The sequence below is a fragment of the Gluconobacter sp. DsW_058 genome (assembly GCF_002153615.1).
Taxonomy (GTDB): Bacteria; Pseudomonadota; Alphaproteobacteria; order Acetobacterales; family Acetobacteraceae; genus Gluconobacter; species Gluconobacter cerinus.
Map to the genome: position 1 here is coordinate 81,002 of NZ_JOPH01000002.1, position 25,296 is coordinate 106,297.

Sequence of the window (25,296 nt, forward strand, 5' to 3'; positions counted from 1 at the left end):
GGATCTTGGCAGAGCAGGGGCGGCGGCTGTTCTGCTGGCTCCCTGTCGCGGTTGCGGTGGGGGCCCTCACGTATCTGACACTCCGCTCCGAACCTCCTCTTTGGCCTGCATCCGGTATTTCGGGCTGCGTAGCGGTAGCCGTCTGGTTCTGGCGGAATCGTCCGACCTTACTGTTTCTATTCCTGGTACTTTCAGGGTTTCTGATCGGCTTTCTGGATGCTTCATGGCAGACACGCCGACAACCGCCCATGCCGTCTCTGCCAACGCGAGCCTCTGTCGTAACGGGGCAGGTTATCGCGCTAGAGACACTGCCTCCCAGGCCAGGCAGCGATGAAAGCGGCAGACGGATTGTTCTAGCGCACGCGACGTTCGATACGCCTGTCGACGCAGGAATGGCGCCTCTCAAACGTATGTTGCGTTTGAAACTCCGTGATGATGATCCGGCATCCGCATTACCGGGCAGTACAGTCCAGATCAGAGCAATGTTGCGGTCTCCTTCGGCTCCGTCATGGCCGGGCGGTCGCGACCTGCAACGGGAAGCCTGGTTCTCTGGCTCAGCAGGGAGTGGGTATGCTTTGGGCATACTCCAGCACGCGGACAGTGCAGACGCGACGGCAGGCCTGGAGGGACTGAGAGAAGCCATAGAAGCGCGCATCGAAAGCGTGCTCCTCGGCCAGACCGGCGCCATTGCCGCGACGCTGCTCGCAGGAGAGGCAGACGGGATTGATGCCTCCACCCGTCAGGAATTCGCTGCCTCCGGGCTGGCGCATCTTCTGGCTGTCGCCGGACTGCATCTTGGGTTGGTCATGGCCTTTGTCACGGTGTCTGTTCGCGCGTTGCTGACCGCCTTCGAGCGTCTGGCTCTGTATTGGCCCTGTCGAGAAATCGCAGCAGTTTCAGGATTTTTTGCCGGTATCGGATATGTCCTGTTGACCGGTGCTCATCTGCCCAGCGTCCGCGCGCTCGGTATGGCGGCACTGGTCACGCTGGCTCTTGTTACAGGGCGGCGCGCACTATCCATACGATCACTTGCCCTGATTGCGCTCGTTATCCTGCTGGTGTCTCCGGTTTCTGTTCTGGACGTTTCTTTTCAGATGTCTTTTGCCGCCGTGATGGGGCTGATCGCCGGGTATGAAGTTCTGCGTGAACCGCTTGCACGACTTCGAGGCGAAGGTGGGTCAGTGCGCGTCATCCTGTCCCATCTGGCTGCCTTGTCCCTCACCAGCCTTCTTGCGGGGTTAGCGACCCTGCCGGTCAGCATGGCGCATTTTGGTGTCTTCCAGCCGTGGTTCGTGCTCGCCAACATGCTGGCCGTTCCTTTGGCCGCCGTTTGGATCATGCCCGCAGGTCTCCTGTCCCTGCTCCTGATGCCACTGCATGCCGCAGGTCTTCCGCTCATCGTCATGGGGTGGGGCATCCGGATTATTCAGATCATCGCGCACACCGTTGCGATGTTCCCATTTGCTTACGCACCTGTTCCAGCCATGCCAGGCTGGGGGCTTGCTGCCTTGCTTCTCGGGCTGTGCTGGTTGTGCCTCTGGAAGAGGTGGCCGCGCCTCGTTGGATTAGGGCCTATTGGTGTGGGAATTCTCTCCATCTGGATGGCGCCTCATCCGGACCTTCTGGTTTCCGCTGATGCAGGGTTGCTTGCCTTGAGGGACGACGGCGTTTTGATGGTTGGTCCTCATGGCAGTCTCGAAAATCTGGCACTTCAGGACTGGGAACGGGCGCTGGCTCTGCCAACAGGCTCCCTGCCACCTGACTGCATGACGGGTCTCTGCCGTGTCTCACTCAAAGGCCAGACGGTGCTGCTGCGGGTCAAAGATAGCCTGGATGGTGTTCGTTTGCCGTCTGAGCAGGACTGTCAGGGAATTCGTCTGTTTGTGAGTGCATCCCCGGCCCGTAATGCCTGCCCAGGAGTTCCGTTTATTGACCGCTTTTCGGTCTGGAGAAATGGCGCCTATGCGGTCTTTCTCCATCAAGGCGGTCCAGAGCTTGTCTCGGATCGGAGCTGGCGTGGGAGCCGTCCCTGGGTTCCTGCCATAGGCTCACACGGAATGCCCAATCTGCCCTTGGCTGAGGCAGAGTAGCTTCGATCAGGCAGCTTCTTTTGTGCGGGGTGGTGTCAGGCGCTTGTCCGGATACAGACACCATTGCGTTGCCGGGCAGCGCCAGCATTCAGGCGCGCGAGCCTTACAGACATAACGCCCATGCAGGATCAGCCAGTGATGGGCTGGTCGCAGCATATCCTTTGGAATACGCGCCACCAGACCATCCTCAACCTGCCGGGTCGTTTTCCCCGGAGCCAGCCCGGTCCGGTTCCCGATGCGAAAAATATGCGTATCAACCGCCATGGTATCGGCTCCAAACGCAACATTCATCACCACGTTGGCGGTCTTCCGCCCGACACCCGCCAGCGCCTCAAGAGACTTGCGATCAGCAGGAACTTCCCCGCCATGTCGTTCCAGAAGCTGCTCGCACAGCTGGGCCACGTTATGCGCCTTGGCGCGCCATAAGCCGATCGTCTTGATGTACTGCGCGATCCCGGCTTCCCCGAGTTCCGTCATGCTTTTCGGATCGGGCGCGTGTTCAAACAGCCCCTTGGTCGCCTTGTTGACGGACTTGTCCGTGGCCTGAGCCGACAGAACCACGCTTACCAGAAGCTCGAACGTATTGCGGAAGATCAGTTCACTTTCCGCATCTGGGTTGGCTTCGGCCAGAGCGGTAATGAAAGCCTTGGCCGCGGCCTTGCTCATGGGTCTGGGGGCGTCTGTCATGGCTGAAACTCCGCGCGGGCTGTTGCGTCTGATCCGGACTGTCCGGCAAGATACGCGAAACATCTGAAAATTTCATGCCATCAGGCCGTTGTCCTTGAGGGACAAGACGGCGGAGCTCTTCGTGTCCGATACTTCTACGCAACTCACCGGCCAGAAACAGGAAGGCCGGAAAATCGACGTTTCCTTTACAGAAGTCCTGTCCTTTGTCTGCCGCCGCTGGCTGGCACATCCAGCGCTGCTGGCCTGGACACTCTCTGGTGTGGCGCTCGCCACACTGGCAGACGTCGTCACACCGATTCTGGCTGGTCGCCTCGTCTCGGATATTTCCAAGCACGCTGCCGGGCCAACCATCCCGAAAACCGATGAGTTTCTGAGCCTGCGTAATGATGCGTTCCTTATGGTGGGAGGATTGATTGCGCTTGGCTTGATTGGGCTGTTCGGTCGTCGGTCGTCTTTTGTCGGGATTTCACATCTGACGCTGGCAATCATGCACAAGGTCCTCAATCAGGCCTTTGCCCGCGTGCAGAGATTCTCAACAGACTGGCACGCCAATACCTTTGCCGGGTCGACGGTTCGCCGTCTGACCCGAGGCATGTGGGCTATCGACACACTGGACGACACCCTGCTGCTGATGATCGGGCCAGAGGTTCTGGTGCTCGGTGGCACTACGGCCGTCCTCATGTTCCGTTCACCTCTGATGGGATCGGTCCTTGCGGTTTCGGTCGTGCTGTTTGCCTGGCTCTCAATTATCCTGACGCTTCGTTACGTTGCGCCCAGTGCCCGTGCGTCCAATGAATGGGACACGAAAATGGGTGCAGCCATCGCGGATTCCGTTACCTGCAATCCGGTTGTCAAAGCATTCGGCTCTGAAAAGCGGGAAGAGCAGCGGCTGGACACCATCGTCGAAGGCTGGCGCGGACGTACCCTGAGGACATGGCTGCGCGGCACCAATAGCGCCAATATTCAGGCGCTGGCCTCTCTCGTGATGCGGATGCTCATGATCGGGCTTGCCGTCATGCTGTGGTGGCAGGGCAAAGCCGGTCCGGGTGACGTCGCATACGTTCTGACAATGATGTTTCTTGTGCAGGGATATCTTCGAGACCTGGGCCAGCAGGTCAGTCAGGTGCAGCGTTCCGTCAATGAGATGGAAGAGCTGATCGCCATCTTCCGCCGGGATTCGGCTATTCAGGATGCACCAGACGCCCAGCCTGCACGCTTTACGAAGGGCGAAGTCCACTTCGATCACGTGACGTTCCAGTACCCGGGGCAGGACAAACCTCTTTATCAGGACCTCACGATCGATATCGCGCCGGGATCACGTGTGGCCCTCGTGGGGCCGAGTGGGTCTGGAAAGACGACCCTCACGAAGCTTCTGCAACGCCTGTATGATGTGAACAGTGGGCGCATCACGGTTGATGGTCAGGACATCGCGCATGTCACGCAGGATTCCCTGCGGTCGCACATTGCCATTGTTCCACAGGAACCCGTGCTGTTTCACCGCACACTGGCCGAGAATATCGCCTATGCCCGGCCTGCGGCATCCATCGAAGACATCAAGGAAGCAGCGCGTCAGGCCAATGCAGCAGCCTTCATTGAGCGTCTGCCGGAAGGCTACAACACGATGGTCGGTGAACGCGGGGTTAAGCTCTCGGGCGGTGAGCGTCAGCGTGTCGCGATTGCCCGGGCGTTCCTTGCAGATGCCCCCATCCTTATTTTCGATGAAGCAACATCCAGTCTGGATTCAGAATCTGAATCCCTGGTGCAGGAGGCAATGCGCCGCCTGATGCAGAACCGCACCGTCATCGTGGTGGCCCATCGCCTTTCCACGGTGATGGAGCTGGATCGGATTCTTGTCTTCAGTCGGGGTGAGTTGAAGGAAGATGGCACTCATGCCGAGCTGGTGGCTCAGGAGGGCGGTATTTACCGCCGCCTGTTCGAGCTTCAGTCTCTCGAAGGCTAAAAGTTCCAAGGGTCTTTTCACAATCGCGAGACTGTATTGGTCTTTTCCGCATGACAGAACGTTTCCCCTCAGCCTGAATGCTGCTGAGGGGAAATTCCATCATGACACTTCGTTCTGCTTTCGCTGGGCTTTTGCTGGCCGCTCCGGCGACGTTGATGGCCTGCACCGCGCAGGCAGAACCTGTAGCATTCGATCATGCCCGTCTGATCGACGGAACAGGAGACCCTGTCCGTGAAAATGTTACAGTCGTCATTAACGATGGACGAATTGTCTCTATCGGTGATCCGGCCCCATCAGGAGCCGAACATGTCGATCTCAGTGGCAAAACCCTCTTGCCCGCTCTGATCAGCGACCACAGCCATGTTGGTATCATCAAGGGAACGTCTGGCAGCAACGAGAACTACACCCGAGCCAATATTCTGGCGGCTCTGAAACAGTACAGTGATTATGGCGTCCTTACCGTGACTGCGCTGGGCTTGAACCGATCGCCGCTCTTCGATGATCTGCGGCGGGAACAGCACGCGGGTAAGAATCCAGGCGCGGATCTGTTTGGCGTCGATCAGGGCATTGGTGCTCCCAATGGTGCACCGCCATCGGCCATGGTCAAAGGGTTAGGCCCGGATCAGGTTTATCGTCCGACCACGCCGCAGGAGGCACGTCAGGACGTAGACCGTATGGTCGCGGAACACACGGATCTCGTGAAACTCTGGGTGGATGATTTCCGGAACGGTGTGCCGAATGGCAAGACACTTCCAAAGATGTCTCCTGACATTTACCGGGCGGTCATAGACGAAGCCCATCAGCACAATACGCGCGTGGCGGTCCATATTCATGATCTGGATATTGCCAAAGCTGTCGTGGATGCTGGCGCCAATATCCTCGCGCATGGTGTGCGGGACCAGCCGGTTGATCAGGCTTTGATCGACGCCGTAAAGGCCCATGGTGTCTGGTATATCGCTACTCTGGGCTTGGACGAGGCGAATTACCTTTTTGCAGAGCATCCGGAGCTTCTAAATGTTCCTTTCGTTGCGGCCGCCATCGATCCTGCCCTGATGGCTCAGCTCTCAGATGCAGACTGGCGTAAACAGACACTTTCCAAGCCGCTTGTCGCGGCTTCTCACACTGCGCTTGCGATTAATCAGAAGAACCTTCTGACGCTTTATCGGGCAGGTGTGAAAGTGGGCTTTGGAACAGACTCAGGGGCTGCTCCAACGCGTTTGCCGGGGTTTGCGGAACATCGCGAACTTGCCTTGACCGTAGAGGCTGGCCTGACACCGCTTGAAGCCATTCATCTGGCAACTGGAAATGCCGCTGAACTGCTTGAGCTTGAAGATCGCGGCGTTCTGAAAACAGGGAAGCGGGCAGATCTTCTGATCGTTCGTGGCGCCCCAGACCAAAGCATCGCGGATATCGATCAGGTAGATCAGGTGTGGCAGCGGGGTATTCTCGTCAGTCACGGGCCTGTTGTTAGGCATCAGGGGCTCTGACGGGAGTGCATCCTGACGCATATCATTTCGACAAAGTATCTATCGAGCCGTTTTTCTCTACAGAGGCCTGATTTTATACTGTTACCAGATCTGTTTATGACATAATATTTCTATGAAGCGGGCGAGAATGTAGTGTGGATGAGAGACTGCAGTCTGCTTCATGGAGCTGTCCATGGTCGGGAAAGTGCGTGCTCGATGATGGACAATAAAATCACTGCATACGGCAGGAAAACGCATGTCCTCTTTTGACTACCTTACAAACGATCCCGGCCTCCACCTTGCTTGTGATGATGGATATCTCATCCATCCAGCCCGCTGGCAGGGAAGCCATGCCCTTTTTATTCTTTCCACCCCTATAAAATCACTCTGGCTTCTCTCTCGCAGGCACAGTCAGTCTTGCCCCAGCGAAGAGCGCGGGGTCCTGATCCGGGACATCACTCTTTACGCCGTGAGAGGGGCTCACCGCCTCACATCACATCTTACATTTCCTGAAAGTATGGGATGGGCGTCGAGCGAAGGCGATGATGCCCGCTGGACAGAGGGGCGCGCTCACCTGGAACTCGAAAATGTTCTGGGCAAGGAAACGGGCATGCTGTCTGTGGAGGTCTGTTCAAAAGGGCCCTATCACCTGGAACAGGAGAGTCCGCCGCTCTCCTGTTCGCCGAACCTAGAGTTCAGTCTTCCACACATTCAGTAAGGAAAAGGGTGAGCGCGCGGCCACGGTGACTGATCGCGTTTTTCTCGTGCTCGCCCATTTCTGCGAAGGTCCGGCTTTCGCCTTCTGGTGCAAACATCGGGTCATAGCCGTGACCATGATCCCCACGCGGAGGCCAGACTGTCTGGCCATGGCATTCCCCAACCACGCAGTGTGTTTCGCCGTCTGGCCATGCCAGGCAGAGCGCCGCCACAAACGATGCTGCGTGGTCTGACGTTTCACCCATTTCGCGATGCACGCGCTCCATGGCAACAGTCATGTCTTTTGCAGGGCCGCCCCATCGTGCCGAATAAACGCCGGGCTGGCCGCCAAGTGCCGAGACGCAAAAGCCGGAATCATCTGCCAGGGCCGGCAAACCAGATGCACGGGCCGCCGCCAGAGCCTTAATTTCAGCATTGCCCGTAAATGTGTCTGCCGTTTCGTCCGGTTCTGGCAGATTCAGCTCCCCTGCAGACACAACAGTGATGCCGCTTTCTGCAAGCAGGCTGGAGAATTCACGCAGTTTCCCGGCATTGTGGCTTGCCAGAACAATTTTTGACCCACGGGACAGGCGACGCATTACAAAGTCTCCAGTGCGGAAGTCTGAGCTTTAAAGAGGGAAGCTGTGCCCAGCTTGGCCAGACGCAGCAGTTCAAAAAACTCGGTTTCCTGAAAGGGGGACGTTTCCGCCGTCCCCTGAATTTCGACGATGCCACCCTCTGCGGTAAGAACAAAGTTCGTGTCAGCCTGAGCAGCACTGTCCTCAACGTAATCCAGGTCCAGCACGGCGCCAGCAGAGGTCAGGCCGCAGGAGACTGCCGCAATTTGTGCTGTCATGACTGAGGACAGATTGGCTTTTTTCAGAGCCATGGAGAGAGCAACCCAGGCGCCGGTAATGGAAGCGCAGCGTGTCCCGCCATCAGCGTTCAGGACATCACAGTCCAGCGTAATGGTCCGTTCTCCCAGCTTCTTCAAATTCACACAGGCCCGCAGGGATCTTGCAATCAGGCGCTGGATTTCCTGCGTCCGGCCAGACTGCTTACCCTTGGACGCTTCACGGTTGCCACGCTGATGGGTTGCGCGTGGAAGCATGCCATACTCGGCCGTAATCCAGCCCTGACCCTTGTTGCGCAGAAATGGCGGGACACGATTTTCGAGAGACGCCGTGCACAGAACTTCCGTTCCACCTACCCGGATAAGTGCTGAACCTTCCGCATGTCGGGCAAAGCCTGTTTCAATGGAAATGGCGCGACCTTCGTCACAGGCGCGTCCGGATGGGCGCTTTGTCATGCGAAAAAATCCTCTCTCAGAACCGAGCCCTGCCTCTACCGCGTTTGACGAGAAGCCTTCCAGCCCCGACATACAGTTTTACCATGATCAGACCTGACCCTTCCTGCTTCCGCATGCCGAACTCCTTTGCTTCCGGATTGGGAGAACGGGAAGCTACGATCCTGCGGGAAATCGTTGAAGAATACGTTGAAACAGGGGAGCCGATCGGCAGTCGTACTCTGGCGCAGCGCTTGAATCTGTCTCTGTCTCCCGCCACGATCCGCAACGTCATGGCAGATCTTGGCCGGGCCGGGCTGTTGTTCAGCCCTCATGTGTCCGCAGGGCGTCTGCCGACCGAGAAGGGCGTTAAACTCTTCGTTGAAGGTCTTCTGCAATTCGGTGCCCTGACTGACGAAGATCGAGCCAGTATCGACAGCCGGCTGGAAATTCATGGTCGGTCGTATCAGGAGACCCTGGCGGAAGCATCGTCCATGCTGTCGGGTCTGTCATCCGCAGCAGGTCTGGTGTTGGCCCCTAAATCTGACGCGACGCTCAAACATATTGAGTTCGTTGCGCTCGGTCCGGGACGTGTTCTCGTGGTGCTGGTCAGTTCAGACGGCCAGGTGGAAAATCGCATCATCGAAACCCCGGCAGGACTGCCGCATTCTGCCCTTGTCGAGGCTGGGAACTATCTTAACGCCCACCTGGGGGATCTGACGCTTGGCACTCTGAAAGAGCGTGTCAGCAAGGAAATGGACGTCAACCGTCATGAACTTGATGCTCTGACCGCCAGCGTCATCGAAAGTGGTCTGGCCACATGGGACGCTGATGGCGGAACGCTGTTCGTTCGGGGGCAGGGCAAGCTGCTGGCGGATATCACCGAGATCGAACGCCTCACCACGATCCGTATGTTGTTCGATCACCTCGAAACGCAGGAGACCATGCTTCAGCTCCTGCAACTGGCAGACGCTTCGGAAGGTGTGAGAATCTATATTGGCAGTGAGAGCGGAATGTTTGGAATGTCGGGCGTGTCCATGATCGTCGCGCCAGCCCGTAATGAAGCCCAGAAAATCGTGGGCGCCATTGGCGTCATCGGGCCAACGCGCCTGAATTACGGGCGAATTGTACCCGTCGTGGATTACACGGCCCGGATGGTCGGACGCCTGCTGGGATAGTGACTGCAACCCTTCCGCCTTTGCGCTGTTGAATCCTGCGTCCATCGGAAAGGAAAGAGTCCATGGCTACGATTGACGCAAAGAAATCCGGTACGTTCCTCATTGGTGGTGATCTCAAGGTCCACCGCCTCGGGTTTGGAGCGATGCGCATTACCGGCAAGGGCATCTGGGATGAACCTCCAGACCACGAAGAAGTGGTCCAAACCCTTGAAAGCCTCCCGAAGTTCGGGGTGGATTTTATTGATACAGCGGATTCCTACGGTCCGTTCGTCTCGGAAAATCTGATCCGTGAAGTGCTTTATCCTTACAAAAAGATGGTCATTGCGACGAAGGGCGGCCTGACACGGCATGGTCCAGACATCTGGAAGCCAGTCGGAAATCCGGACTATCTGAGGCAGTGCGTGTTGATGTCCATGCGACGGCTGGGCGTAGAGCATATTGATCTCTGGCAGTTGCATCGGATTGGGCCAGACTGCCCGGCAGAGAAGCAGTTCGAGGCAATTGCCAAATTCCGCGAAGAAGGCCTGATCCGACACGTAGGTCTGTCGGAAGTGAGCGTGAAAGACATCAAGCTCGCGCAGAAATACTTCCCGGTCTCAACGGTTCAGAACCGCTTCAATCTTGTGGACCGTAAGTCCGAAGATGTTCTGGATTTCTGTACCAAGGAAAACATCGGCTTCATTCCCTGGGCGCCGTTGGCTGCCGGAGAGCTGGCCAAGCCCGGTACGGACATGGACAAGATCGCGCATCGGCATCATGCAGATGCAGGGCAGATTGCTCTGGCGTGGCTCCTGAAAAGGTCACCGGTCATGTTGCCCATTCCGGGGACGGGAAGCAGAGCCCATCTGGCCTCTAATGTTCGGGCAGCATCCCTGAATCTCAATGATGAAGAGTTTGCTACTCTAAATCGGCAGGGTGAAGAGGTGTGGAAGAAATCCGCCGCCGGATCATAACGATCACGAGCCGCCGTAAACTGTCACAAAATGACCCTTTTCAGTGGGGGCGACGAACGGCTCGTTTCAGTGCTATGCAGTTTGTATGACGCGCCGTTCCATTCGCTCCCGTAATCCGCAGGACCCCAGGGCCAGTGTGCCCCGCGGGCCCCGTTTCCGCCGTTTCCGTCAGTCTCTTGCCATCGTCGCCGGTGTCGGGCTGGTCGGTGTTGCGGGTGCGGGTATCTTGGGTTGGACCACCTACGCCAAACTTGTGGCTGATCTGCCAAGTGTGGACAGCCTGAGAGCCTATCAGCCCCCGACCGTCAGTCGCATCTATGCGTCTGATGATCGCCTGATGGCTCAGCTTGCCAATGAGCGACGTATTTTCGTTCCGCTGGAAGCGATTCCGGATCGGGTAAAGCGCGCCTTCCTCGCAACGGAAGATCACAATTTCTACACCCATGGTGGTGTGGATGTGATGGCCATTGCCCGTGCAGGCGTAACGGACGTTTTTGCCCGCCATGGACGCCGTGCTGTCGGTGCGTCTACCATTACGCAGCAGGTTGCGCGTGGGATGCTGCTTAACAGCAATGCCCGCACACTTGATCGTAAAATCAAGGAAGCCCTGCTTGCCGTCAAAATGGAGCAGGTGCTGTCCAAGGATAAGATTCTTGAGATCTATCTGAACTGGGCGGATCTGGGGAACGGCTCTTTCGGTGTCGCCGCCGCGGCCCAGACCTATTTCAACAAGCCTCTAGACCAGCTGAATGATGCAGAAGCCGCGTCACTGGCGGCCCTTCCGAAGTCACCGACACACTACAATCCGTTCCTTCATCCTGACGCAGCCTTGATGCGCCGAAATCTTGTTCTGGATCTGATGGCCGATAACGGCGTCATTTCCCGCGAGCAGGCTCAGGAAGACAAGAAGGAGCCACTGGTCCCGCAGAAGAAGCAGCGGTTTGGACCTTTGCCGGATTCAGAATGGTTTGGGGCCGAGGTCCGGCGTCAGCTCATCAGCTTGTATGGTCAGGATCGCGCTCTTCAAGGCGGCCTTGAAGTTCATACCAGTCTGGATCAGCCCCTTCAGGTATCAGCGACGAAGCTGCTGCATGAAGGTCTGATCGATTACGATCGGAGCCGTGGCGGTTGGCGTGGCCCGGTCATTCATCTTGATGGCATTGACGCAGAAGGCTGGGAAGAAAGTCTCGATAAGGTCTCCGGTCCAGCCGGAATGCTAAGGGAGTGGCGTCTGGGCGTCATTCTTCCCGGCGGAACTCATGTCGGCTGGAATGAGGAAGGCCAAGCGAAGACTGGTCCTCTTCTGGCAACAGACATCGCATGGGCACGTCGGATGCACTCGCTTCGTGCTGGGGATGTCATCATGATTGAACCGCAGGAAAGTGGCTCCGTTGCCCTGCGTCAGATTCCGCAGGTTGAAGGCGCTGTCGTGACGATGGACGTCCATACAGGCCGTGTTCTGGCGATGGTTGGTGGATGGTCGTTCCACGAAAGTCAGTTCAACCGCGCAACGCAGGCTCTGCGTCAGCCGGGCTCTTCCTTCAAGCCGTTTGTGTATCTGGCGGCCATGGAACAGGGTATTTCTCCGTCCGAAAAGTTTGACGACTCCCCTGTCTCTTACGGCGACTGGCATCCCAAGAACTACGAACACGACAATTGGGGCCCGACCACTCTGCACGATGCCCTGCGTGAAAGCCGGAACCTCGTGACGATCCGGGTGGCCGCCCATCTGGGCATGAAGGCTGTTGCAGATACTGCCATCAAGGCGGGGCTTGTGGATGAAATGCCGCATGTGTTGCCTGCTGCTCTTGGTGCTGTCGAGACAACGGTCCTCAAGGAAACAGCAGCCTACGCAACCATTGCAAACGGCGGTCATGTAGTGTCGCCGACACTGGTGGATGACGTTCAGGATCGTCTGGGCAATATCATCTGGCGTGCGCCAGGTCTGGCGTTGGGAACAACGTTGCAGGCTCCTCCAGCTCCACCGGCGGCCGATCCTTCATCCCCCACGATTGCTCCGGTCACGCCTGAAGTTGGTGCAACACCTGCGCCGCCAGCAGCTCCCGTTGCCGGGAGCATTTCGGTTCCCTCCATTACAGACAGCCGTCCCGTGCTCGCCAGCGAAGCCAGCTCCTATCAGATCGTGGCCATGCTGAAAGACGTCATTGCGAACGGCACAGGTCGCATGGCGGGGGCTGGGATCGACCGTCCCATCGCGGGGAAGACCGGTACCAGTCAGGATTTCCATGATGCCTGGTTTGCTGGCTTTTCACCGGATATCGTCACGATCGTCTGGGTTGGTTTCGATACGCCACAAACGCTCGGACGGAACGCTGATGGTGCCCGCATTGCCGGCCCGATCTGGAATAAGATCATGAAGGTGGCGCTCGCCAACCGGCCGAAGCTGGATTTCCGTGTTCCGGCCGATATCACGTTGGCGTCCTACAACACCGGCCGTATCACTGCGACTGACGGCTTCAAGGCTGATCAGGTTCCGGGTGCGTCGGTGGCTCTGCATGGCTTCGGTGCTGGTACGGAAGCCCTGACAGCGGCAGATACCGGGGCGGATGCCGTTATTTCGGATTCTGAGAGCGATATGACAGACACCAGCGTGCCGAGTGTTGGGTCTTCCCCGAATGCCAAGCCTCAGGCCCAGAAACCTGCTGCATCGGATGGTGACATTGGTGTAGGCGGCCTGTACTGAGGGCAGCCAAACCACCTTATATAGTGGAGTATTTATAATGTCGGCTGAGACCGAAGCCCTCTCCGAACAGATCAAGCAGTCGGTGGCACTGCTGAGGAGGCATCTTTAACTGGGATGTCGCCACAACACGCCTCGCGGAACTGAACCACCGCGCGGAAGACCCAGACCTTTGGAATGATTCTGACGCTGCCCAGAAGCTGATGCGCGAGCGAACCATGCTTGCCAATCAGATCGAGGGCGTTGAACAGATCGAACAGGATGTTGAAGGCACGCTGGAACTTGTCGAGCTCGCAGAAATGGAGAACGACACGGATCTGGTGCAGGAAGCCATCGCGACGTTGCGTGGGCTGGCTGCCGACGTGCACAAGCGCGAAATCGAAAGCCTGTTGTCCGGCGAAGCTGATAGCAATGACTGCTACGTCGAAGTGAATGCCGGTGCAGGTGGAACGGAAGCCCAGGATTGGGCCGAGATGATCCTGCGCATGTACACCCGTTGGGCAGAACAGCACGGCTACAAGGTGACCTTCATTGAAAGCAGTGAAGGTGAGCAGGCGGGCATCAAGTCTGCCACCATCCAGATCAGTGGCCTCAACGCTTATGGCTGGATGAAAACGGAAGCTGGCGTGCATCGTCTCGTCCGCATCTCGCCCTTCGATGCCGCTGCCCGTCGTCAAACGTCCTTCGCGTCTGTCTGGGTGTATCCGGTGGTCGATGATTCCATTGAAGTGGAGATCAACGATTCGGATCTGCGTGTGGATACCTTCCGTGCTTCAGGCGCAGGCGGTCAGCACGTTAACAAAACCGATTCGGCCATTCGTATTACCCATATCCCGACAGGCATCGTTGTCGCCTGTCAGACGGACCGCTCACAGCACCGCAACCGCGCCAAGGCGATGGAAATGCTGAAGGCCCGGATGTACGAAGCAGAACTGCAAAAGCGCGAAGCTGCTGCAGCCCAGACGGAAGCTGCCAAGACGGATATCGGATGGGGCCACCAGATCCGCTCTTACGTCCTGGCACCCTATCAGTTGGTCAAGGATCTGCGGACAGGCGTGGAAAAGGGAAATCCGGACGCTGTTCTGGACGGTGCCCTGGACGACTTCATGTCGGCTTCCCTTGCGCAACGCGTCGGGGCAACACGATCGGAAGCCAGCGCCTCTGCTCAGTAAGAGTACTCTGGCGCATTAAAACGAAACTGGAAGGCCGGGGCGGCGTAATTAATACGCTGTCCCGGCCTTCTTGTTATAATTCTGTTACAGTTTTTGGAAATTTGATTTTCTGAAGGCAGAAAAAAAGCGGAAAAGTGTACTTTTTCGCCCGCTCTCCTGCGAATATTGGCGCCAGACGATCGAAAGATGAGAATTTTTCGTTTCGGGACAGGCAATAATCAGCTTGACACCATGGCCCGAAGGCTGCCCAATCAGCATATCGGGTATGTTCTCACGACATGAGACGAATCACACGTCCGTGAGGTGAGGGAACTCGATGCAAACACAAGGTCGAGATCTCGCACCGTACAGGTGTGGATCCATTGTCGGTGTCAGTGAGGGGTAAGAAGGTTTCGACATGAAGAGCTACGCCGCACAGCAGCGCAAGCCGACGGACTATATTGTCGCGATCGTCGTGGCCGTGCTGGCTATGGGCGCGGTAATCTATGCGCTCATGAGCGGTGCTGTGGGCAAACTCGTCCACGAAAAGCCGCCCATCAAGACGGAAGTGATCAAGGAGCAGCCTAAGCCGCCTCCGCCACCACCACCTCCGCCGCCGCCGCAGATGGAACAGCCGCCGCCGCCGTATATTCCGCCGCCGAAGATCAGTGTTCCGCCGCCACCCAAGGCGATCCAGCGGGTCACACACGCCAAGCCGCCGCATCCGGTTCCGCCGAGCCCGACGCCTGCACCTGAGCCTGTTCCGGCTCCTCCGCAGGGTCCGCCAGCTCCGGCAGTGCCTGATCACACGGCTGGCGCGTCTCCGATCAACGGCGCCAAGCCGGAGTATCCGGAGGAAGCCCAGGAAGAAAACCGTGAAGGTAAAGTTACGGCTTCCTGCGACATTCTTCCGAACGGTCACACGGCAAACTGCGCGATTGTCAGCTCCACCGGTGGTCACGAGTTTGTGGAAAGTGCGCTCGACTTCCTTCGTCGAGCCCGGTACCAGCCCGCCGTCGTTAACGGCGCTCCGGTTACCGAGCATCACCACATTCTGCACGTTGACTTCACGATGGGCGACTAAGTGTCCGTCAGCCAGTAGTCCAATAAGATTGCCTCTTCGGATCAGGTGGTTCGGAGAGGTTCAGGAAAAGGGCCGGTCCCCATATGGCCGGCACCCCAGACAGCTCCTAAAACGGGCATCTCTAACGAGGATATGGAGTTCATGACCAGACTGTTCCGCCTTCCTGCTCTTGACGTTCCGACGAAGGCGCGCGCCGTCCGGGCCAGCGCCATGGCTCTGACGCTGGCCCTGGCTTCGGGTGCAATCGCACCGGCCGTCGCTTTCGCTCAGCCTGCACCGGCTGATCAGAGTGCTCCGGCTGCCGCTCCGGCCGACCCGTCGGCAGTGCCGCCGGCTCCGTCCTCGGACCCGTCTGCTGCACCTGCTGCTTCTGCACCGAATGATGCTGGCGCTCCGGCACCTGCCGCCGGTGATGCAGCTGCTCCTGCTGACCAGACGCCTGCTGCTGCTGCCACCCCGGGTGAAAGCGCAACGGCCGCTCCTGAAGCTCCGGCTCCGCAGGGCAACCCGTACGGTCTTGGCGCTCTGTGGGCCAATGGTGACGTGATCGCTCGTGGCGTTCTGATCATCATGGTTATCATGTCCGCTGGTACCTGGATCATCATGGTCATGAAGTTCCTGGAGCAGGGCCGTGTGTTCGCTGCCTCCAAGGAAGCTTCCCGTGAATTCTGGACGAAGCCGTCCGTTCAGGCTGGCGCTGCGTCCCTGAAGGCTTCTTCTCCGTTCCGTTACATCGCTGAAACCGGTATCGTTGCTGCAGAGCACCACGAAGGTTCCATGCGTGATGCGATCGACCTGCACTCCTGGACGGAAATGTCCATCGGGCGCTCCGTTGACACCATCAACACGCGTCTTCAGGGCGGCCTCGCGTTCCTCGGTACGGTGGGTTCCACCTCTCCGTTCGTCGGCCTGTTCGGCACGGTTTGGGGTATTTACCACGCTCTGACCGCCATCGGCATTGCAGGTCAGGCATCCATCGACAAGGTTGCTGGTCCGGTGGGTGAATCCCTCATCATGACGGCAATTGGTCTTGCAACCGCTGTTCCGGCCGTTCTGGGCTACAACCTGCTCGTTCGCCGTAACAAGGGTGCTATGGATCGCGTTCGCAACTTCGCTGCAGACGTCCAGTCTGTCCTGATCGGTGGCTTCCGTCACGGCGTGTCTCCGGAAGACGGCGGCATGTCAGCTCCGACCACCATCACCACCAGCCAGCGGGTCTGATACTATGGGAATGAACGTCGGAGGAGGCGGCGGTGACGACGAGGTGGTGTCGGCAATCAACACCACCCCCCTCGTCGACGTCATGCTGGTGCTGCTGATCATCTTTTTGATCACCATCCCAGTCGCCACGCATACTGTGAAGCTGAAGCTGCCGGTTGATGCAAATCAGCCGACTCAGACTAAGCCAAACAATGTTGTTCTGGCAGTGACTGCGAATGGCCAGGTTTTCTGGAACACCACTCTGGTCCCTACGCATCAGGATCTGCTGAACCGCCTCGTAGAGGTGGCCAAGCAGAAGCCTCAGCCACAGGTCCAGATCCGTGGTGACGGTGCTGCCAAGTATCTGGCAGTTGGCCAGGTGGTCGCTACAGCTCAGGAAGCTGGTATCGCTCACGTGGACTTCATCACCGAGCAGCCCCACACGAACTGAAGGTCTGCCGGGCCGTTATAGAAAAACGGTCCGGCAACCTCTTTCAAGTCACCCTTTTGGAGAACCGCCGTCATGGGCATGAGCGTCGGATCGGACAGCACGCACGAAGACGAAGGTATCGTCGATATCAACACCACGCCGTTGATCGACGTGATGCTGGTGCTGCTGATCATGCTGATCATCACCATCCCGCTGCAGACACATTCGGTGGCGATCGATCTGCCTCAGGGCAATCCTCCGCCGTCTACCGAACAGCCCAAGCTGGTGACTGTTAGCATCAACTACGACAACAGCATTTCGTGGAACAGCGAGCCGGTCAACTCGGAAGCAGCACTCCAGGCCCATTTCCAGGCCGCTGCTGCTGAAGGTGATCAGCCTGAAGTCCACATTCATCCTGACCGTCTTGCCGATTATAAAACGGTTGCCCACGTCATGGCTGACGCTCAGCGTCTCGGCGTGACTAAGCTGGGTATCGTCGGTCTGGATCAGTTCATGGAAGGACAGTAATTCGTGTCTTTGTCCCTTAACCGCCGTCTGAGCGCCCGCTCCCTTCTGCTGGCTGGCGCTATTGGTGCAGCTCTTGTTGCTGGGCCCGCTGCCCATGCTGATGATGTGCTGGGCCAAGCTGTCGGCAAGGATCTTCAGCAGGCGCAGAGTGCTCTTGCCGCGAAGAGCTATGAAAAAGCCATGGCTGCGGTTGATGCCGCAGATGCGGTCAAGGGCAAGACGGATTACGAATCCTATACTATTGCCCAGATGCGTGCAGCGGTTGCCGCTCAGTCCGGTAACGTGGCGGCGGCAACGAAGGCGTATGATGTGCTCATCAACAGCTCTCGCACGCCGAAGGCTGCCAAGGGTCAAATGTTGATGGCTCAGGCCACCATGGCTTATGGCGCCAAAAACTATGCGGCTGCCATTCCGCCGACCGAGCGCTATCTGCATGAGCACGGGCCCGATCCGCGCATGCAGACCATGCTGATCCAGTGCTACTATCTTCAGGGTGACTGGAAGGGAACGGCCAAGGCTGCTCAGGAGCAGGTGGACGAGACGATCAAGGCAGGTAAGATTCCTGCCGAAAATCAGCTTCAGATGCTTGCCACGGCTTATACGAACCTGAAGGATGCGGACGCCAAGACGCACGCTTACGTCCTGCTGGCCAAGTATTATTCCAAGCCTGATTATTGGGCGATGCTGATCCATGATCTGGTCGCAAATCCTAATCTGGCACCGCCGCTGGTTTTCTATGTTGAGCGTCTGCGTCTGGCGACGGGTGTCCTGAAGGATCCGTCTGACTATCAGGATATGGGCGAGCGCGCTGTGCAGTTGGGTCTTCCCCAGCTTGCGCTGAACCTGCTCAATCAGGGCTACGCCAACAAGTCTCTGGGTAACGGTCCGACAGCTGCTGGCGATGCAAAGTTCCACGCATTTGTTGCACAGCGTGCTGCTGCCGATCGTGCACAGCTTGCACAGGCTACTGCTTCTGCTGCCACAGACCCTTCTGCCGGTCCTGCTCTGACAACGGGTTATAATCTCGTTCTGAACGGTCAGGCTGATCAGGGTCTTGCCCTGATGAAAACGGGCCTGGGCAAAAATCCGCACTATCCGGATCTGGCTCAGGTCGAATTTGGCATGGCTCAGATGGATGCAGGCCATAAGGCTGATGCCATCAAAACCTTTGAATCCATTGCCGGTAATGGTCCTGCAAAGGATGTTGCTGAGCTTTGGGCCCTCTTGTTGTCTCGTCCTGCCGCTCACTGAGCTGCATAAGAGCTAAGAGTTCAAGGAAAACGCCGGAGTCATTCCCGGCGTTTTTTTGTTTAAAAAGGCAGGACCGAGTCCATGACCTGCTGCCCGTAGCGCGGCGTCTGGATCTGGGTAATGGTCCCTCTGCCACCGTACGAAATGCGGGCTTCTGCCATTCTGTCGTGAGTAACAGTATTGTCGGCCGTAATGTCCTGTGGTCTGACAATGCCACTGACCCCGAGTTCGCGTAGCTCGCTGTTAACCCGGACTTCCTGTTTTCCCATCACGACAAAATTGCCGTTTGGAAGAACCTGAGTGATGGTTCCTGCCAGACGAAGGGTTACGGTTTCATTCCGGATGATCTTTCCTGTCGCGCTGCTATCGCTACTGCTGGCTGTGTTCAGACTGTCAGCGCCTGTGACCGCGCTGATCACCCGTCCTTTGATGCCAAACAGATTTGGGATTCCGAATTTTTCGTCTGCTGCCCGATTGGCCGTCGTGCCGTTATTGAAAGCAGCGTTATCGGTGATGTCCACAATGATCGTGACCAGATCTCCGACCTGAGAGGCGCGCTGGTCCTTGAAGAAAGCACGGTTGCCACTTCGCCACAGGCTGGAAGCTTCTTGCGGCGGGGGACGCAGGGGCGGCATTGGCATTGTGACCGGACGGTAGCTGGCTGCCAATGTGGGGTCGGTGATTGACGTCATGCGGGGTGGGCGACCTACCTCGGAGAGTTGGGCCAGCGAGTTACAGGCGGAGAGGGCGGGAATCAGCCCCAATAGCCCCAGGCAACGCACAGCATGACGAGATGGAAGCAGCATGTGTGGGGCAATTCCGTTTGTTATGAACAAAAAGACCCAAACATATATTTCGTAAAAAACGGGTTAACTCTGCCCCTGGACGGCCCCTTTAGCGCACTTTTCTCCGGTTTGTGAAAGTTACAATATCCATATTATCCCACGTCTAGGGTTCATGCCGTGCAAGGGGCAGCATTTGCAGGATGGAAGCTGATGTCGTCGTGTGCATAAACAGGGTGGGTTGAAGCGACATCAAGGAAAATTCATTTTTGAGCGGTGATAGTTCGATAAGCGATCACGTAAAAAGCGATACGGAAGAAAGCTGCATGGCCGTTGTGCGGCGTATGATCCGTGTTGCTGTTTCCGTATGTGTGCTGTCCTCGGCCGGTGGCGCCATGGCCGCCGAACCGGCGTCTGAAACGTCTTCGCCCGAAGGACGTACTGCGTCAGATCAGGCCAGTGGGGAAACAGAGGCTGCACCGTTGTCAGCAGGGGCTGCAGAACTTTTGCCCAAAGCGTCAGCTTATGAAGACCTTGCTGGAAACCTGTCTGCTCCGCCTTCGCTTTTTCCTTTTGTCAATGATGCTCATGGTTGGTTGAGACGCCATGGAACGATTGCCCAGTTCGACAATATGAACGAGATGATGGGCGCCGTGACGGCTCCGACCAAAGGGTATGGTTACAAGCAGGGCGCGTCTAATGCCGGCCAGTATGCTCTGAATATTGTCACGGATTGGAACCGTCTGGCGAAGCTTCAGGGCTTTGCGACTCATGTGATTTTCATCGGGCGCTACGGCACAACAGCTAACCGCATGTTTGGAGACTGGCTGGCTCACAGTCAGGAAACCTACGGTGGTGGCGGAAACGTCGTCGTGCATCTTGTGATGGCATATGGGGAGCAGCATTTGTTCCAGAACCGACTGGCAATCGCAGCGGGGCGTATGTCCCAGCTTTCGGATTTCGCCGCCGGTACTGTGTTTTGCTCCTTCGTGAACAATAGTTTCTGTGGTCGGCCCAAAGGTGCTTCTGACAGCGCCTATTACAGCTCTTATCCGGCGTCTGTCTGGGCGTTGCGGGTGAGGGGGCGGCCTTGGCGGCGGGATGTTTATGTTGAAACGGGCGTCTATTTTGCGGAAGAGGGCATTTATTCGGTCGCGCAGCACAGAACAGGGTTCAAGCTGAATGGCTCGAATATTGTTGGTGAAATCTTTCCCGTAGAAATCGGATGGCAGCCCATCTTCCGTCGCCCTTCCGGAGAGCTGGCGTATCCGGGCCATTACAAACTTGGCATAGCCGTGGAGACGATGGGGCGGTCTGAGAACTTTCTGGATACGTTGGGAAACCCGTATGCGGATAGCGGATACTCTGCTGCCCGACATAGCGGTTCATGGTCCACCTGGCTAATGGTGGACCAGCGGATCAAAGGCTCCAGAATTAACCCACAGGGCGGCGTCACGCTTATGGGGGGCGTTGTACTGAACGAGCCTCGAACGGCACTCAGGGATCGGCAGATCTATCTGGGAGCAACCTGGAAAGGCTTCTGGGCTGCCCGACCGTCAGACTCGATCGGACTGGCGGTCTCGTATGTTCATATCGCGTCAGGTGTGCAGAGAACTGAACGGATTCTTCTGGCTGCCGGCAAGTCTCTGCCTTATCGGGCGACGGGCTTGCAGACGCATCAGGAAGTTGCAGAGCTGAACTACACGTTCGCAATCGGCCGTGCGATGACGTTTGAGCCTGATCTCCAATATTACCATAACCCGAACGGGCAGGTGAACTTACGGGATGCCGTTATGATGGGCTTCAAGAGTCATATCGAAATCTTCTGAATTCGTTACGTGCAGGGAACCGGAAACGGCGCTGATCGTTTCTGATGGCTTCACCGCCTTTTCGGAGGATTACTCCACGTGCGTAAATCGATACTGCTTCTTCTGGCCCTTTCCGTGTCCTGCGTGACGTTGACGGCCTGCGAACACCACCGGACGTTCGGTGAGAAGGTGCGAGACACCGTTGATCCGCCGAAGGGCCCGATCGAACGCGCTGGCCGCTCTGTTGATCGTTCCCTCGGGAACTGATCCTGTACCCCTGCACAAGAGTTGCTCTCTTGCCCCGTGACTGAATGTGGTCGAGAACGAAGGGATGGCGGAACGGCCGTGCCTTTGTTCGGTCCTCAGACCCGTCAGCATGGGAGAATGATCAATGCCGCCTGTTTCGGAAAATTCGCTTCTCACGTTGTCTAATTCCCGTGGTCCCTCAGGGCGGCCAGTGTGAGTGCAGGCGATGCGAATTCTTCTGACGGGTGGTCTTGGGTTTGTCGGCACCCATCTCAAAACACGCCTTAAAGACCGGATGCCCGATCATGTTCTGATTGAAGGGCAACTGGATCTTCTGGATCGTGAGGCCGTAGAGCGTGTTGTGCAGGATACACGCCCTGACGCCTGCATTCATCTTGCGGCTGTGTCATCGGTTCTGGAAGCCAGTCAAGACACTCGGCGCGCCTGGCAGGTCAATCTTGATGGTACAATGAATCTGGCGGAGACGTTTCAAAAACACGCCCGTCACATCAGATTTGTGCATGTCTCCTCAGCTGAAATTTACGGCGCTTCTTTCGTAGAGGGTATTCCTTTGAACGAAGCAGCGACCGTAGCGCCGTTGAATTCCTATGCTGCCAGTAAGGCGGCCGCGGACATGGCTGTAGGAATGATTGCGAAAGAAGGCCTGCATGCTGTAAGGATGCGGCCGTTTACGCAAGCTGGAAGCGGCCAGGATGTGAATGCCATTTTACCCTTTCTGGCCTCTCAGGTCGCTCGGGTTGAGGCGCGTCAGCAGACTAGCATTACGATCAACCATCCGGATGTCGGATATGACATTACAAACGTCCGGGATGCGTGTGACGCCTATATCGATGCCCTGACGTTAGAGGATGCTCCTGCGGATGGCACGATTTTGAACATCTGTAGTGGTGAGACCCGAACCGTACAGTCCATGCTGAATGATCTGCTGGAAATGGCGGGAGTGCACGCAGAAGTCCGTCTGGATTCTACTCATCCGCCGCCGTCAGGATTGCAGAATATGGTGGGGGATCCTTCTGAAGCCCAACGTATTCTGGGATGGACAGCTCAGATCTCCTGGAAAAATACTCTTGAGGAAGTTCTGAACGACTGGCGTTGGCGTGTACGTTCCTGACCGTTCAAAATTTTGAGCCAGCAGGCAGAGACTGAAATCTGGCTGCTGGCTTGTGCTCAGTGCTGTTCCTGATCGTCGGACTGTGGGCACAGTGCCCGTTCAACCAAGGCGCAAACAATATGTGCGGCGGTGATATGCATCTGCTGGATCAGGGGCGTCCATGCGGAAGGAACGCGGAGCACGAAGTCGGCTTCGGGAATGTCCACGGATGTCTGGCCAGTAAAGACGACGGTTATAACACCCTGTGCGTGCGCAGCCTTGAGCGCCTCTATGATATTCGGCGAACGTCCGGACGTTGTAATGCCGAGAAAAACATCCCCCTTGCGCCCCAGAGCGAGAACCTGCCGGGAAAAGACGTGATCGAAGCCATAGTCGTTGCCAATGGCCGTTAAGCTGGATGTATCCGTTGTCAGCGCAATAGCGGCTAGTGGTCGGCGGTCATACATCAGGCGTGCCGTGAACTCACCGGCAATGTGCTGGGCATCGGCGGCGCTTCCACCATTGCCTGCAACCAGAAGCTTTCGGTCATCCTGCAGGGCTGACATGATGGTCAGAGCAATTCCTGCCATCATCTCGGAGCAGGCGTCGTCCTTTGAGAACGCCACCATCGTTTCTACCGACTGGTTAAGATAGTCCTGCATATAATTCCGCTCGGAAGCAGGAAGGTCATTCAGCAAGGTGGATGTCTGGATCGATGACATCAAGGTCAACAGCTCCTGGAATACGATATAAAAAGCGGCGGTAATCCCTCTTGAGGCTCACCGGCATGACACAGAGACAGACTGGCTCAGGGCGCATCTGTCAAGCCGCTGACCTATAAAGCAGTCTCGCTAACTTGTGCGCTAAAGATTGAAACGCTTTTTGCGTGTGGCTCGTTGCAGGCCTGTATCCGTGAGGAGATAGACCCGATGTCACAGCCATCCTCCAGCAATTCGAGTGCACCCTTCCTGACTGCCCTTCGCGCCAGTGAAGCCAATACGCCTAACAGGAGGCGCTGGTGGAAGGAAGCCGTGGTCTATCAGGTTTACACACGTTCATTCTGTGACAGCGACGGAGACGGAATTGGTGATCTTCCAGGCCTCATCAGCCGGTTGGATTATCTGCAATCGCTCGGAGTACAGGTGATCTGGCTGGCCCCGCATTATGACAGCCCGAATGTTGATAACGGGTATGACATCCGGGATTACCGCAAAGTCGATCCCCTTCAGGGCACCATGGAAGACTTTGACCGGCTGGTGGAAGGCTTAAATACCCGTGGGATGAAACTCATTGTGGATATCGTGGCTAACCACACGAGTGATCAACATGTCTGGTTTCGCCAAAGCCGTGCCAGCAGGGAAAACCCCTATCGCGATTTCTATATCTGGAGGGATGGCCGGGATGGCGGACCGCCCAATAATTATCTGTCCATCTTTGGTGGAAGCGCATGGCAGAAAGATGAGACAACAGGGCAGTATTATCTGCACTATTTTGCTTGTGAACAGCCTGATCTGAACTGGGAAAATCCGGCAGTCCGGAAAGAAATGTACGAGATGATGCGTTTCTGGCTGGACCGGGGCGTCGCAGGCTTCCGGCTGGATGCGATCTGCTTTCTGTCCAAGCTACCTGATCTCAGAGACCTGACGCTGGCTGAGATGGAGAGCCTTGAGCATGTGTATGTCACCGGTCCCAAAGTGCATGATTATCTACAGGACATGCATCGGGAGGTTTTCGCAGACCGGGACCTTTTGACAGTTGGGGAAGCTTTTGGTGTGCCCTTCGATGAGACCCCGGCTTTTGTAGAGGAAAGCCGAATGGAAATGACGATGGTTTTCCATTTCGAAATTGTCCGCCTTGGTCGTCATGACTGGCAGGTTCAGGATTGGACGATCAAGGATCTCAAAGCAGTTTTAAGAGGGGAAGATACGTCGTCTGGCCCAGAAGGCTGGCTGACATCTTTTCTGGAAAACCATGATAACCCACGATCTGTCTCATGGTTTGGGGATCCGTCGCCCAAAGGGCACGGCCCATCAGCCAAGGCTCTGGCAACAATGCTCCTGATGCGACGTGGGACGCCCTATATCTATCAGGGGCAGGAAATTGGCATGACGAATATCCGGTTCGATGGGATCGAGGATTTCGAGGACATCAACGCCAGAGGCATTTGGGACAATACTGTCGGTATTGGAAAAATGTCCGCAAAAGAGGTGTTGTCCAGCCTGTCAAAGATCAGTCGGGATAATGCACGAACACCCATGCAATGGGATGGGACGTCGCGTGCCGGGTTTACGACTGGTGTGCCGTGGTTTCGGATCAATCCAAATCATACGGACATCAATGTGGCTCAGCAGGAAGCTGACCCCGGGTCTATTCTGAACTATTACCGCCGCTTGATTGAGCTGCGCGCTACGCATCAGGCGCTGATTTACGGTACATTTGAAGATGTTGATCCAGACCATCCTTCGGTCATTGCGTTTACGCGTACGCTAGAGGACGAGCAGTTTCTTGTTCTGATCAATATGTGTGGGGAAAAGGAACACTATATTCTGCCGCATGGTCTGAAAATATCTGAGGTTCTGATCGACAGCGCATCAGCTCAGGCAGCGGACGTGCTACCTGAGCTGATGCCTTGGCAGGCAGGCGTTTATCGGCTGGCACCACCAGCGGATATCTGAAGAGACGTCTGCTC

At 56.8% G+C, this 25,296-nt stretch carries 22 protein-coding genes; 17 read left to right on the forward strand and 5 right to left on the reverse strand.

Annotated features, from left to right (window positions below):
- Positions 1-5: 5 nt before the first annotated feature.
- Positions 6-2,090 (forward strand): ComEC/Rec2 family competence protein, encoded by a 2,085-nt coding sequence (locus HK24_RS02085; protein ID WP_086633154.1) that lies wholly within the window; start codon positions 6-8, stop codon positions 2,088-2,090.
- Between the two features lie 6 nt (positions 2,091-2,096).
- On the opposite strand, the gene nth is transcribed toward HK24_RS02085, so the two are convergent.
- Positions 2,097-2,777 carry an endonuclease III gene (gene nth / locus HK24_RS02090; RefSeq protein WP_198942037.1) on the reverse strand — a complete coding sequence of 227 codons (681 nt, stop codon included), beginning with the start codon at positions 2,775-2,777 and terminating at the stop codon, positions 2,097-2,099.
- A gap of 121 nt (positions 2,778-2,898) precedes the next feature.
- On the opposite strand from nth, the gene HK24_RS02095 reads away from it, so the two are divergent.
- The 3 genes from HK24_RS02095 to HK24_RS02105 all read left to right on the forward strand — a co-directional run bounded on the left by HK24_RS02095 (position 2,899) and on the right by HK24_RS02105 (position 6,921).
- Positions 2,899-4,737 carry an ABC transporter ATP-binding protein gene (locus HK24_RS02095; protein ID WP_086633156.1) on the forward strand — a complete coding sequence of 613 codons (1,839 nt, stop codon included), beginning with the start codon at positions 2,899-2,901 and terminating at the stop codon, positions 4,735-4,737.
- Positions 4,738-4,838: 101 nt separating this feature from the next.
- Positions 4,839-6,224, forward strand: a complete 1,386-nt coding sequence (locus tag HK24_RS02100; RefSeq protein WP_086633157.1) for an amidohydrolase family protein — start codon at positions 4,839-4,841, stop codon at positions 6,222-6,224.
- 235 nt (positions 6,225-6,459) lie between these two features.
- On the forward strand, positions 6,460-6,921 hold the full coding sequence (locus HK24_RS02105) for a hypothetical protein (RefSeq protein WP_198942038.1): 462 nt from the start codon (positions 6,460-6,462) through the stop codon (positions 6,919-6,921).
- On the opposite strand, the gene rdgB is transcribed toward HK24_RS02105, so the two are convergent.
- Together rdgB and rph are read right to left on the reverse strand one after the other, a co-directional pair.
- Positions 6,899-7,498 (reverse strand): RdgB/HAM1 family non-canonical purine NTP pyrophosphatase, encoded by a 600-nt coding sequence (gene rdgB, locus HK24_RS02110; RefSeq protein ID WP_086633114.1) that lies wholly within the window; start codon positions 7,496-7,498, stop codon positions 6,899-6,901. The genes HK24_RS02105 and rdgB overlap by 23 nt on opposite strands.
- Positions 7,498-8,208: a ribonuclease PH gene (rph, locus tag HK24_RS02115; protein WP_086633158.1), complete on the reverse strand. Its 711-nt coding sequence runs from the start codon at positions 8,206-8,208 to the stop codon at positions 7,498-7,500. Before rph ends, rdgB begins: the two co-directional genes overlap by 1 nt.
- Before the next feature lie 83 nt (positions 8,209-8,291).
- Here rph and hrcA point away from each other — a divergent pair, with 83 nt between their 5' ends.
- The 9 genes from hrcA to HK24_RS02160 all read left to right on the forward strand — a co-directional run bounded on the left by hrcA (position 8,292) and on the right by HK24_RS02160 (position 18,660).
- The gene (gene hrcA, locus HK24_RS02120; RefSeq protein ID WP_198942039.1) at positions 8,292-9,362 is read left to right on the forward strand and encodes a heat-inducible transcriptional repressor HrcA; all 1,071 of its coding nucleotides are present in this window, start codon (positions 8,292-8,294) and stop codon (positions 9,360-9,362) included.
- A 62-nt stretch (positions 9,363-9,424) separates the two neighbouring features.
- Complete coding sequence (locus tag HK24_RS02125) at positions 9,425-10,315, forward strand: aldo/keto reductase (protein WP_086633116.1); 891 nt, start codon at positions 9,425-9,427, stop codon at positions 10,313-10,315.
- Positions 10,316-10,400: 85 nt separating this feature from the next.
- Positions 10,401-13,019, forward strand: a complete 2,619-nt coding sequence (locus tag HK24_RS02130) for a penicillin-binding protein 1A (protein ID WP_086633117.1) — start codon at positions 10,401-10,403, stop codon at positions 13,017-13,019.
- Positions 13,020-13,056: 37 nt separating this feature from the next.
- Positions 13,057-14,188 (forward strand): peptide chain release factor 2 gene (gene prfB / locus HK24_RS02135; protein ID WP_099213300.1). Its coding sequence is split into 2 segments (ribosomal slippage): positions 13,057-13,125 and positions 13,127-14,188, totalling 1,131 coding nucleotides; the frame shifts between segments, so codons are not numbered across the junction.
- 397 nt (positions 14,189-14,585) lie between these two features.
- Positions 14,586-15,251, forward strand: coding sequence for an energy transducer TonB (locus tag HK24_RS02140; RefSeq protein ID WP_046900242.1), 666 nt, complete (start codon positions 14,586-14,588; stop codon positions 15,249-15,251).
- 141 nt (positions 15,252-15,392) lie between these two features.
- Positions 15,393-16,472: a MotA/TolQ/ExbB proton channel family protein gene (locus HK24_RS02145; RefSeq protein ID WP_080951457.1), complete on the forward strand. Its 1,080-nt coding sequence runs from the start codon at positions 15,393-15,395 to the stop codon at positions 16,470-16,472.
- 4 nt (positions 16,473-16,476) lie between these two features.
- Positions 16,477-16,902, forward strand: a complete 426-nt coding sequence (locus HK24_RS02150; RefSeq protein ID WP_086633118.1) for a biopolymer transporter ExbD — start codon at positions 16,477-16,479, stop codon at positions 16,900-16,902.
- 72 nt (positions 16,903-16,974) lie between these two features.
- Positions 16,975-17,409 (forward strand): biopolymer transporter ExbD, encoded by a 435-nt coding sequence (locus tag HK24_RS02155; RefSeq protein WP_086633119.1) that lies wholly within the window; start codon positions 16,975-16,977, stop codon positions 17,407-17,409.
- 3 nt (positions 17,410-17,412) lie between these two features.
- Complete coding sequence (locus HK24_RS02160) at positions 17,413-18,660, forward strand: hypothetical protein (RefSeq protein ID WP_086633120.1); 1,248 nt, start codon at positions 17,413-17,415, stop codon at positions 18,658-18,660.
- 59 nt (positions 18,661-18,719) lie between these two features.
- Here HK24_RS02160 and flgH read toward each other — a convergent pair whose 3' ends face one another.
- Positions 18,720-19,466 carry a flagellar basal body L-ring protein FlgH gene (gene flgH / locus HK24_RS02165; protein ID WP_086633121.1) on the reverse strand — a complete coding sequence of 249 codons (747 nt, stop codon included), beginning with the start codon at positions 19,464-19,466 and terminating at the stop codon, positions 18,720-18,722.
- A gap of 302 nt (positions 19,467-19,768) precedes the next feature.
- On the opposite strand from flgH, the gene HK24_RS02170 reads away from it, so the two are divergent.
- The 3 genes from HK24_RS02170 to HK24_RS02175 all read left to right on the forward strand — a co-directional run bounded on the left by HK24_RS02170 (position 19,769) and on the right by HK24_RS02175 (position 22,628).
- Positions 19,769-21,271 (forward strand): carbohydrate porin, encoded by a 1,503-nt coding sequence (locus HK24_RS02170; RefSeq protein ID WP_233125956.1) that lies wholly within the window; start codon positions 19,769-19,771, stop codon positions 21,269-21,271.
- Positions 21,272-21,349: 78 nt separating this feature from the next.
- Positions 21,350-21,517 (forward strand): hypothetical protein, encoded by a 168-nt coding sequence (locus HK24_RS13665; protein ID WP_167386170.1) that lies wholly within the window; start codon positions 21,350-21,352, stop codon positions 21,515-21,517.
- A 205-nt stretch (positions 21,518-21,722) separates the two neighbouring features.
- Positions 21,723-22,628: an NAD(P)-dependent oxidoreductase gene (locus HK24_RS02175; RefSeq protein ID WP_086633122.1), complete on the forward strand. Its 906-nt coding sequence runs from the start codon at positions 21,723-21,725 to the stop codon at positions 22,626-22,628.
- 56 nt (positions 22,629-22,684) lie between these two features.
- Here the strand turns inward: HK24_RS02175 and HK24_RS02180 are convergent, their stop codons facing one another.
- Entirely contained in the window at positions 22,685-23,329 is a 645-nt protein-coding gene (locus HK24_RS02180) for a D-sedoheptulose 7-phosphate isomerase (protein WP_086633123.1), read from the reverse strand.
- Positions 23,330-23,536: 207 nt separating this feature from the next.
- Here HK24_RS02180 and HK24_RS02185 point away from each other — a divergent pair, with 207 nt between their 5' ends.
- Entirely contained in the window at positions 23,537-25,282 is a 1,746-nt protein-coding gene (locus HK24_RS02185; protein ID WP_086633124.1) for an alpha-glucosidase, read from the forward strand.
- Positions 25,283-25,296 lie beyond the last annotated feature (14 nt).

What these genes read in the sequence shown, in the direction of transcription:
- nth (WP_198942037.1), bottom strand. Translation starts at nt 2,777, where the DNA reads ATGACAGACGCCCCCAGACCCATGAGCAAGGCCGCGGCCAAGGCTTTC.
- HK24_RS02100 (WP_086633157.1), top strand. Translation starts at nt 4,839, where the DNA reads ATGACACTTCGTTCTGCTTTCGCTGGGCTTTTGCTGGCCGCTCCGGCG.
- HK24_RS02105 (WP_198942038.1), top strand. Translation starts at nt 6,460, where the DNA reads ATGTCCTCTTTTGACTACCTTACAAACGATCCCGGCCTCCACCTTGCT.
- rdgB (WP_086633114.1), bottom strand. Translation starts at nt 7,498, where the DNA reads ATGCGTCGCCTGTCCCGTGGGTCAAAAATTGTTCTGGCAAGCCACAAT.
- rph (WP_086633158.1), bottom strand. Translation starts at nt 8,208, where the DNA reads ATGACAAAGCGCCCATCCGGACGCGCCTGTGACGAAGGTCGCGCCATT.
- hrcA (WP_198942039.1), top strand. Translation starts at nt 8,292, where the DNA reads ATGATCAGACCTGACCCTTCCTGCTTCCGCATGCCGAACTCCTTTGCT.
- HK24_RS02125 (WP_086633116.1), top strand. Translation starts at nt 9,425, where the DNA reads ATGGCTACGATTGACGCAAAGAAATCCGGTACGTTCCTCATTGGTGGT.
- HK24_RS02130 (WP_086633117.1), top strand. Translation starts at nt 10,401, where the DNA reads ATGACGCGCCGTTCCATTCGCTCCCGTAATCCGCAGGACCCCAGGGCC.
- HK24_RS02140 (WP_046900242.1), top strand. Translation starts at nt 14,586, where the DNA reads ATGAAGAGCTACGCCGCACAGCAGCGCAAGCCGACGGACTATATTGTC.
- HK24_RS02145 (WP_080951457.1), top strand. Translation starts at nt 15,393, where the DNA reads ATGACCAGACTGTTCCGCCTTCCTGCTCTTGACGTTCCGACGAAGGCG.
- HK24_RS02150 (WP_086633118.1), top strand. Translation starts at nt 16,477, where the DNA reads ATGGGAATGAACGTCGGAGGAGGCGGCGGTGACGACGAGGTGGTGTCG.
- HK24_RS02155 (WP_086633119.1), top strand. Translation starts at nt 16,975, where the DNA reads ATGGGCATGAGCGTCGGATCGGACAGCACGCACGAAGACGAAGGTATC.
- flgH (WP_086633121.1), bottom strand. Translation starts at nt 19,466, where the DNA reads ATGCTGCTTCCATCTCGTCATGCTGTGCGTTGCCTGGGGCTATTGGGG.
- HK24_RS02170 (WP_233125956.1), top strand. Translation starts at nt 19,769, where the DNA reads ATGGCCGTTGTGCGGCGTATGATCCGTGTTGCTGTTTCCGTATGTGTG.
- HK24_RS02175 (WP_086633122.1), top strand. Translation starts at nt 21,723, where the DNA reads ATGCGAATTCTTCTGACGGGTGGTCTTGGGTTTGTCGGCACCCATCTC.
- HK24_RS02180 (WP_086633123.1), bottom strand. Translation starts at nt 23,329, where the DNA reads ATGTCATCGATCCAGACATCCACCTTGCTGAATGACCTTCCTGCTTCC.
- HK24_RS02185 (WP_086633124.1), top strand. Translation starts at nt 23,537, where the DNA reads ATGTCACAGCCATCCTCCAGCAATTCGAGTGCACCCTTCCTGACTGCC.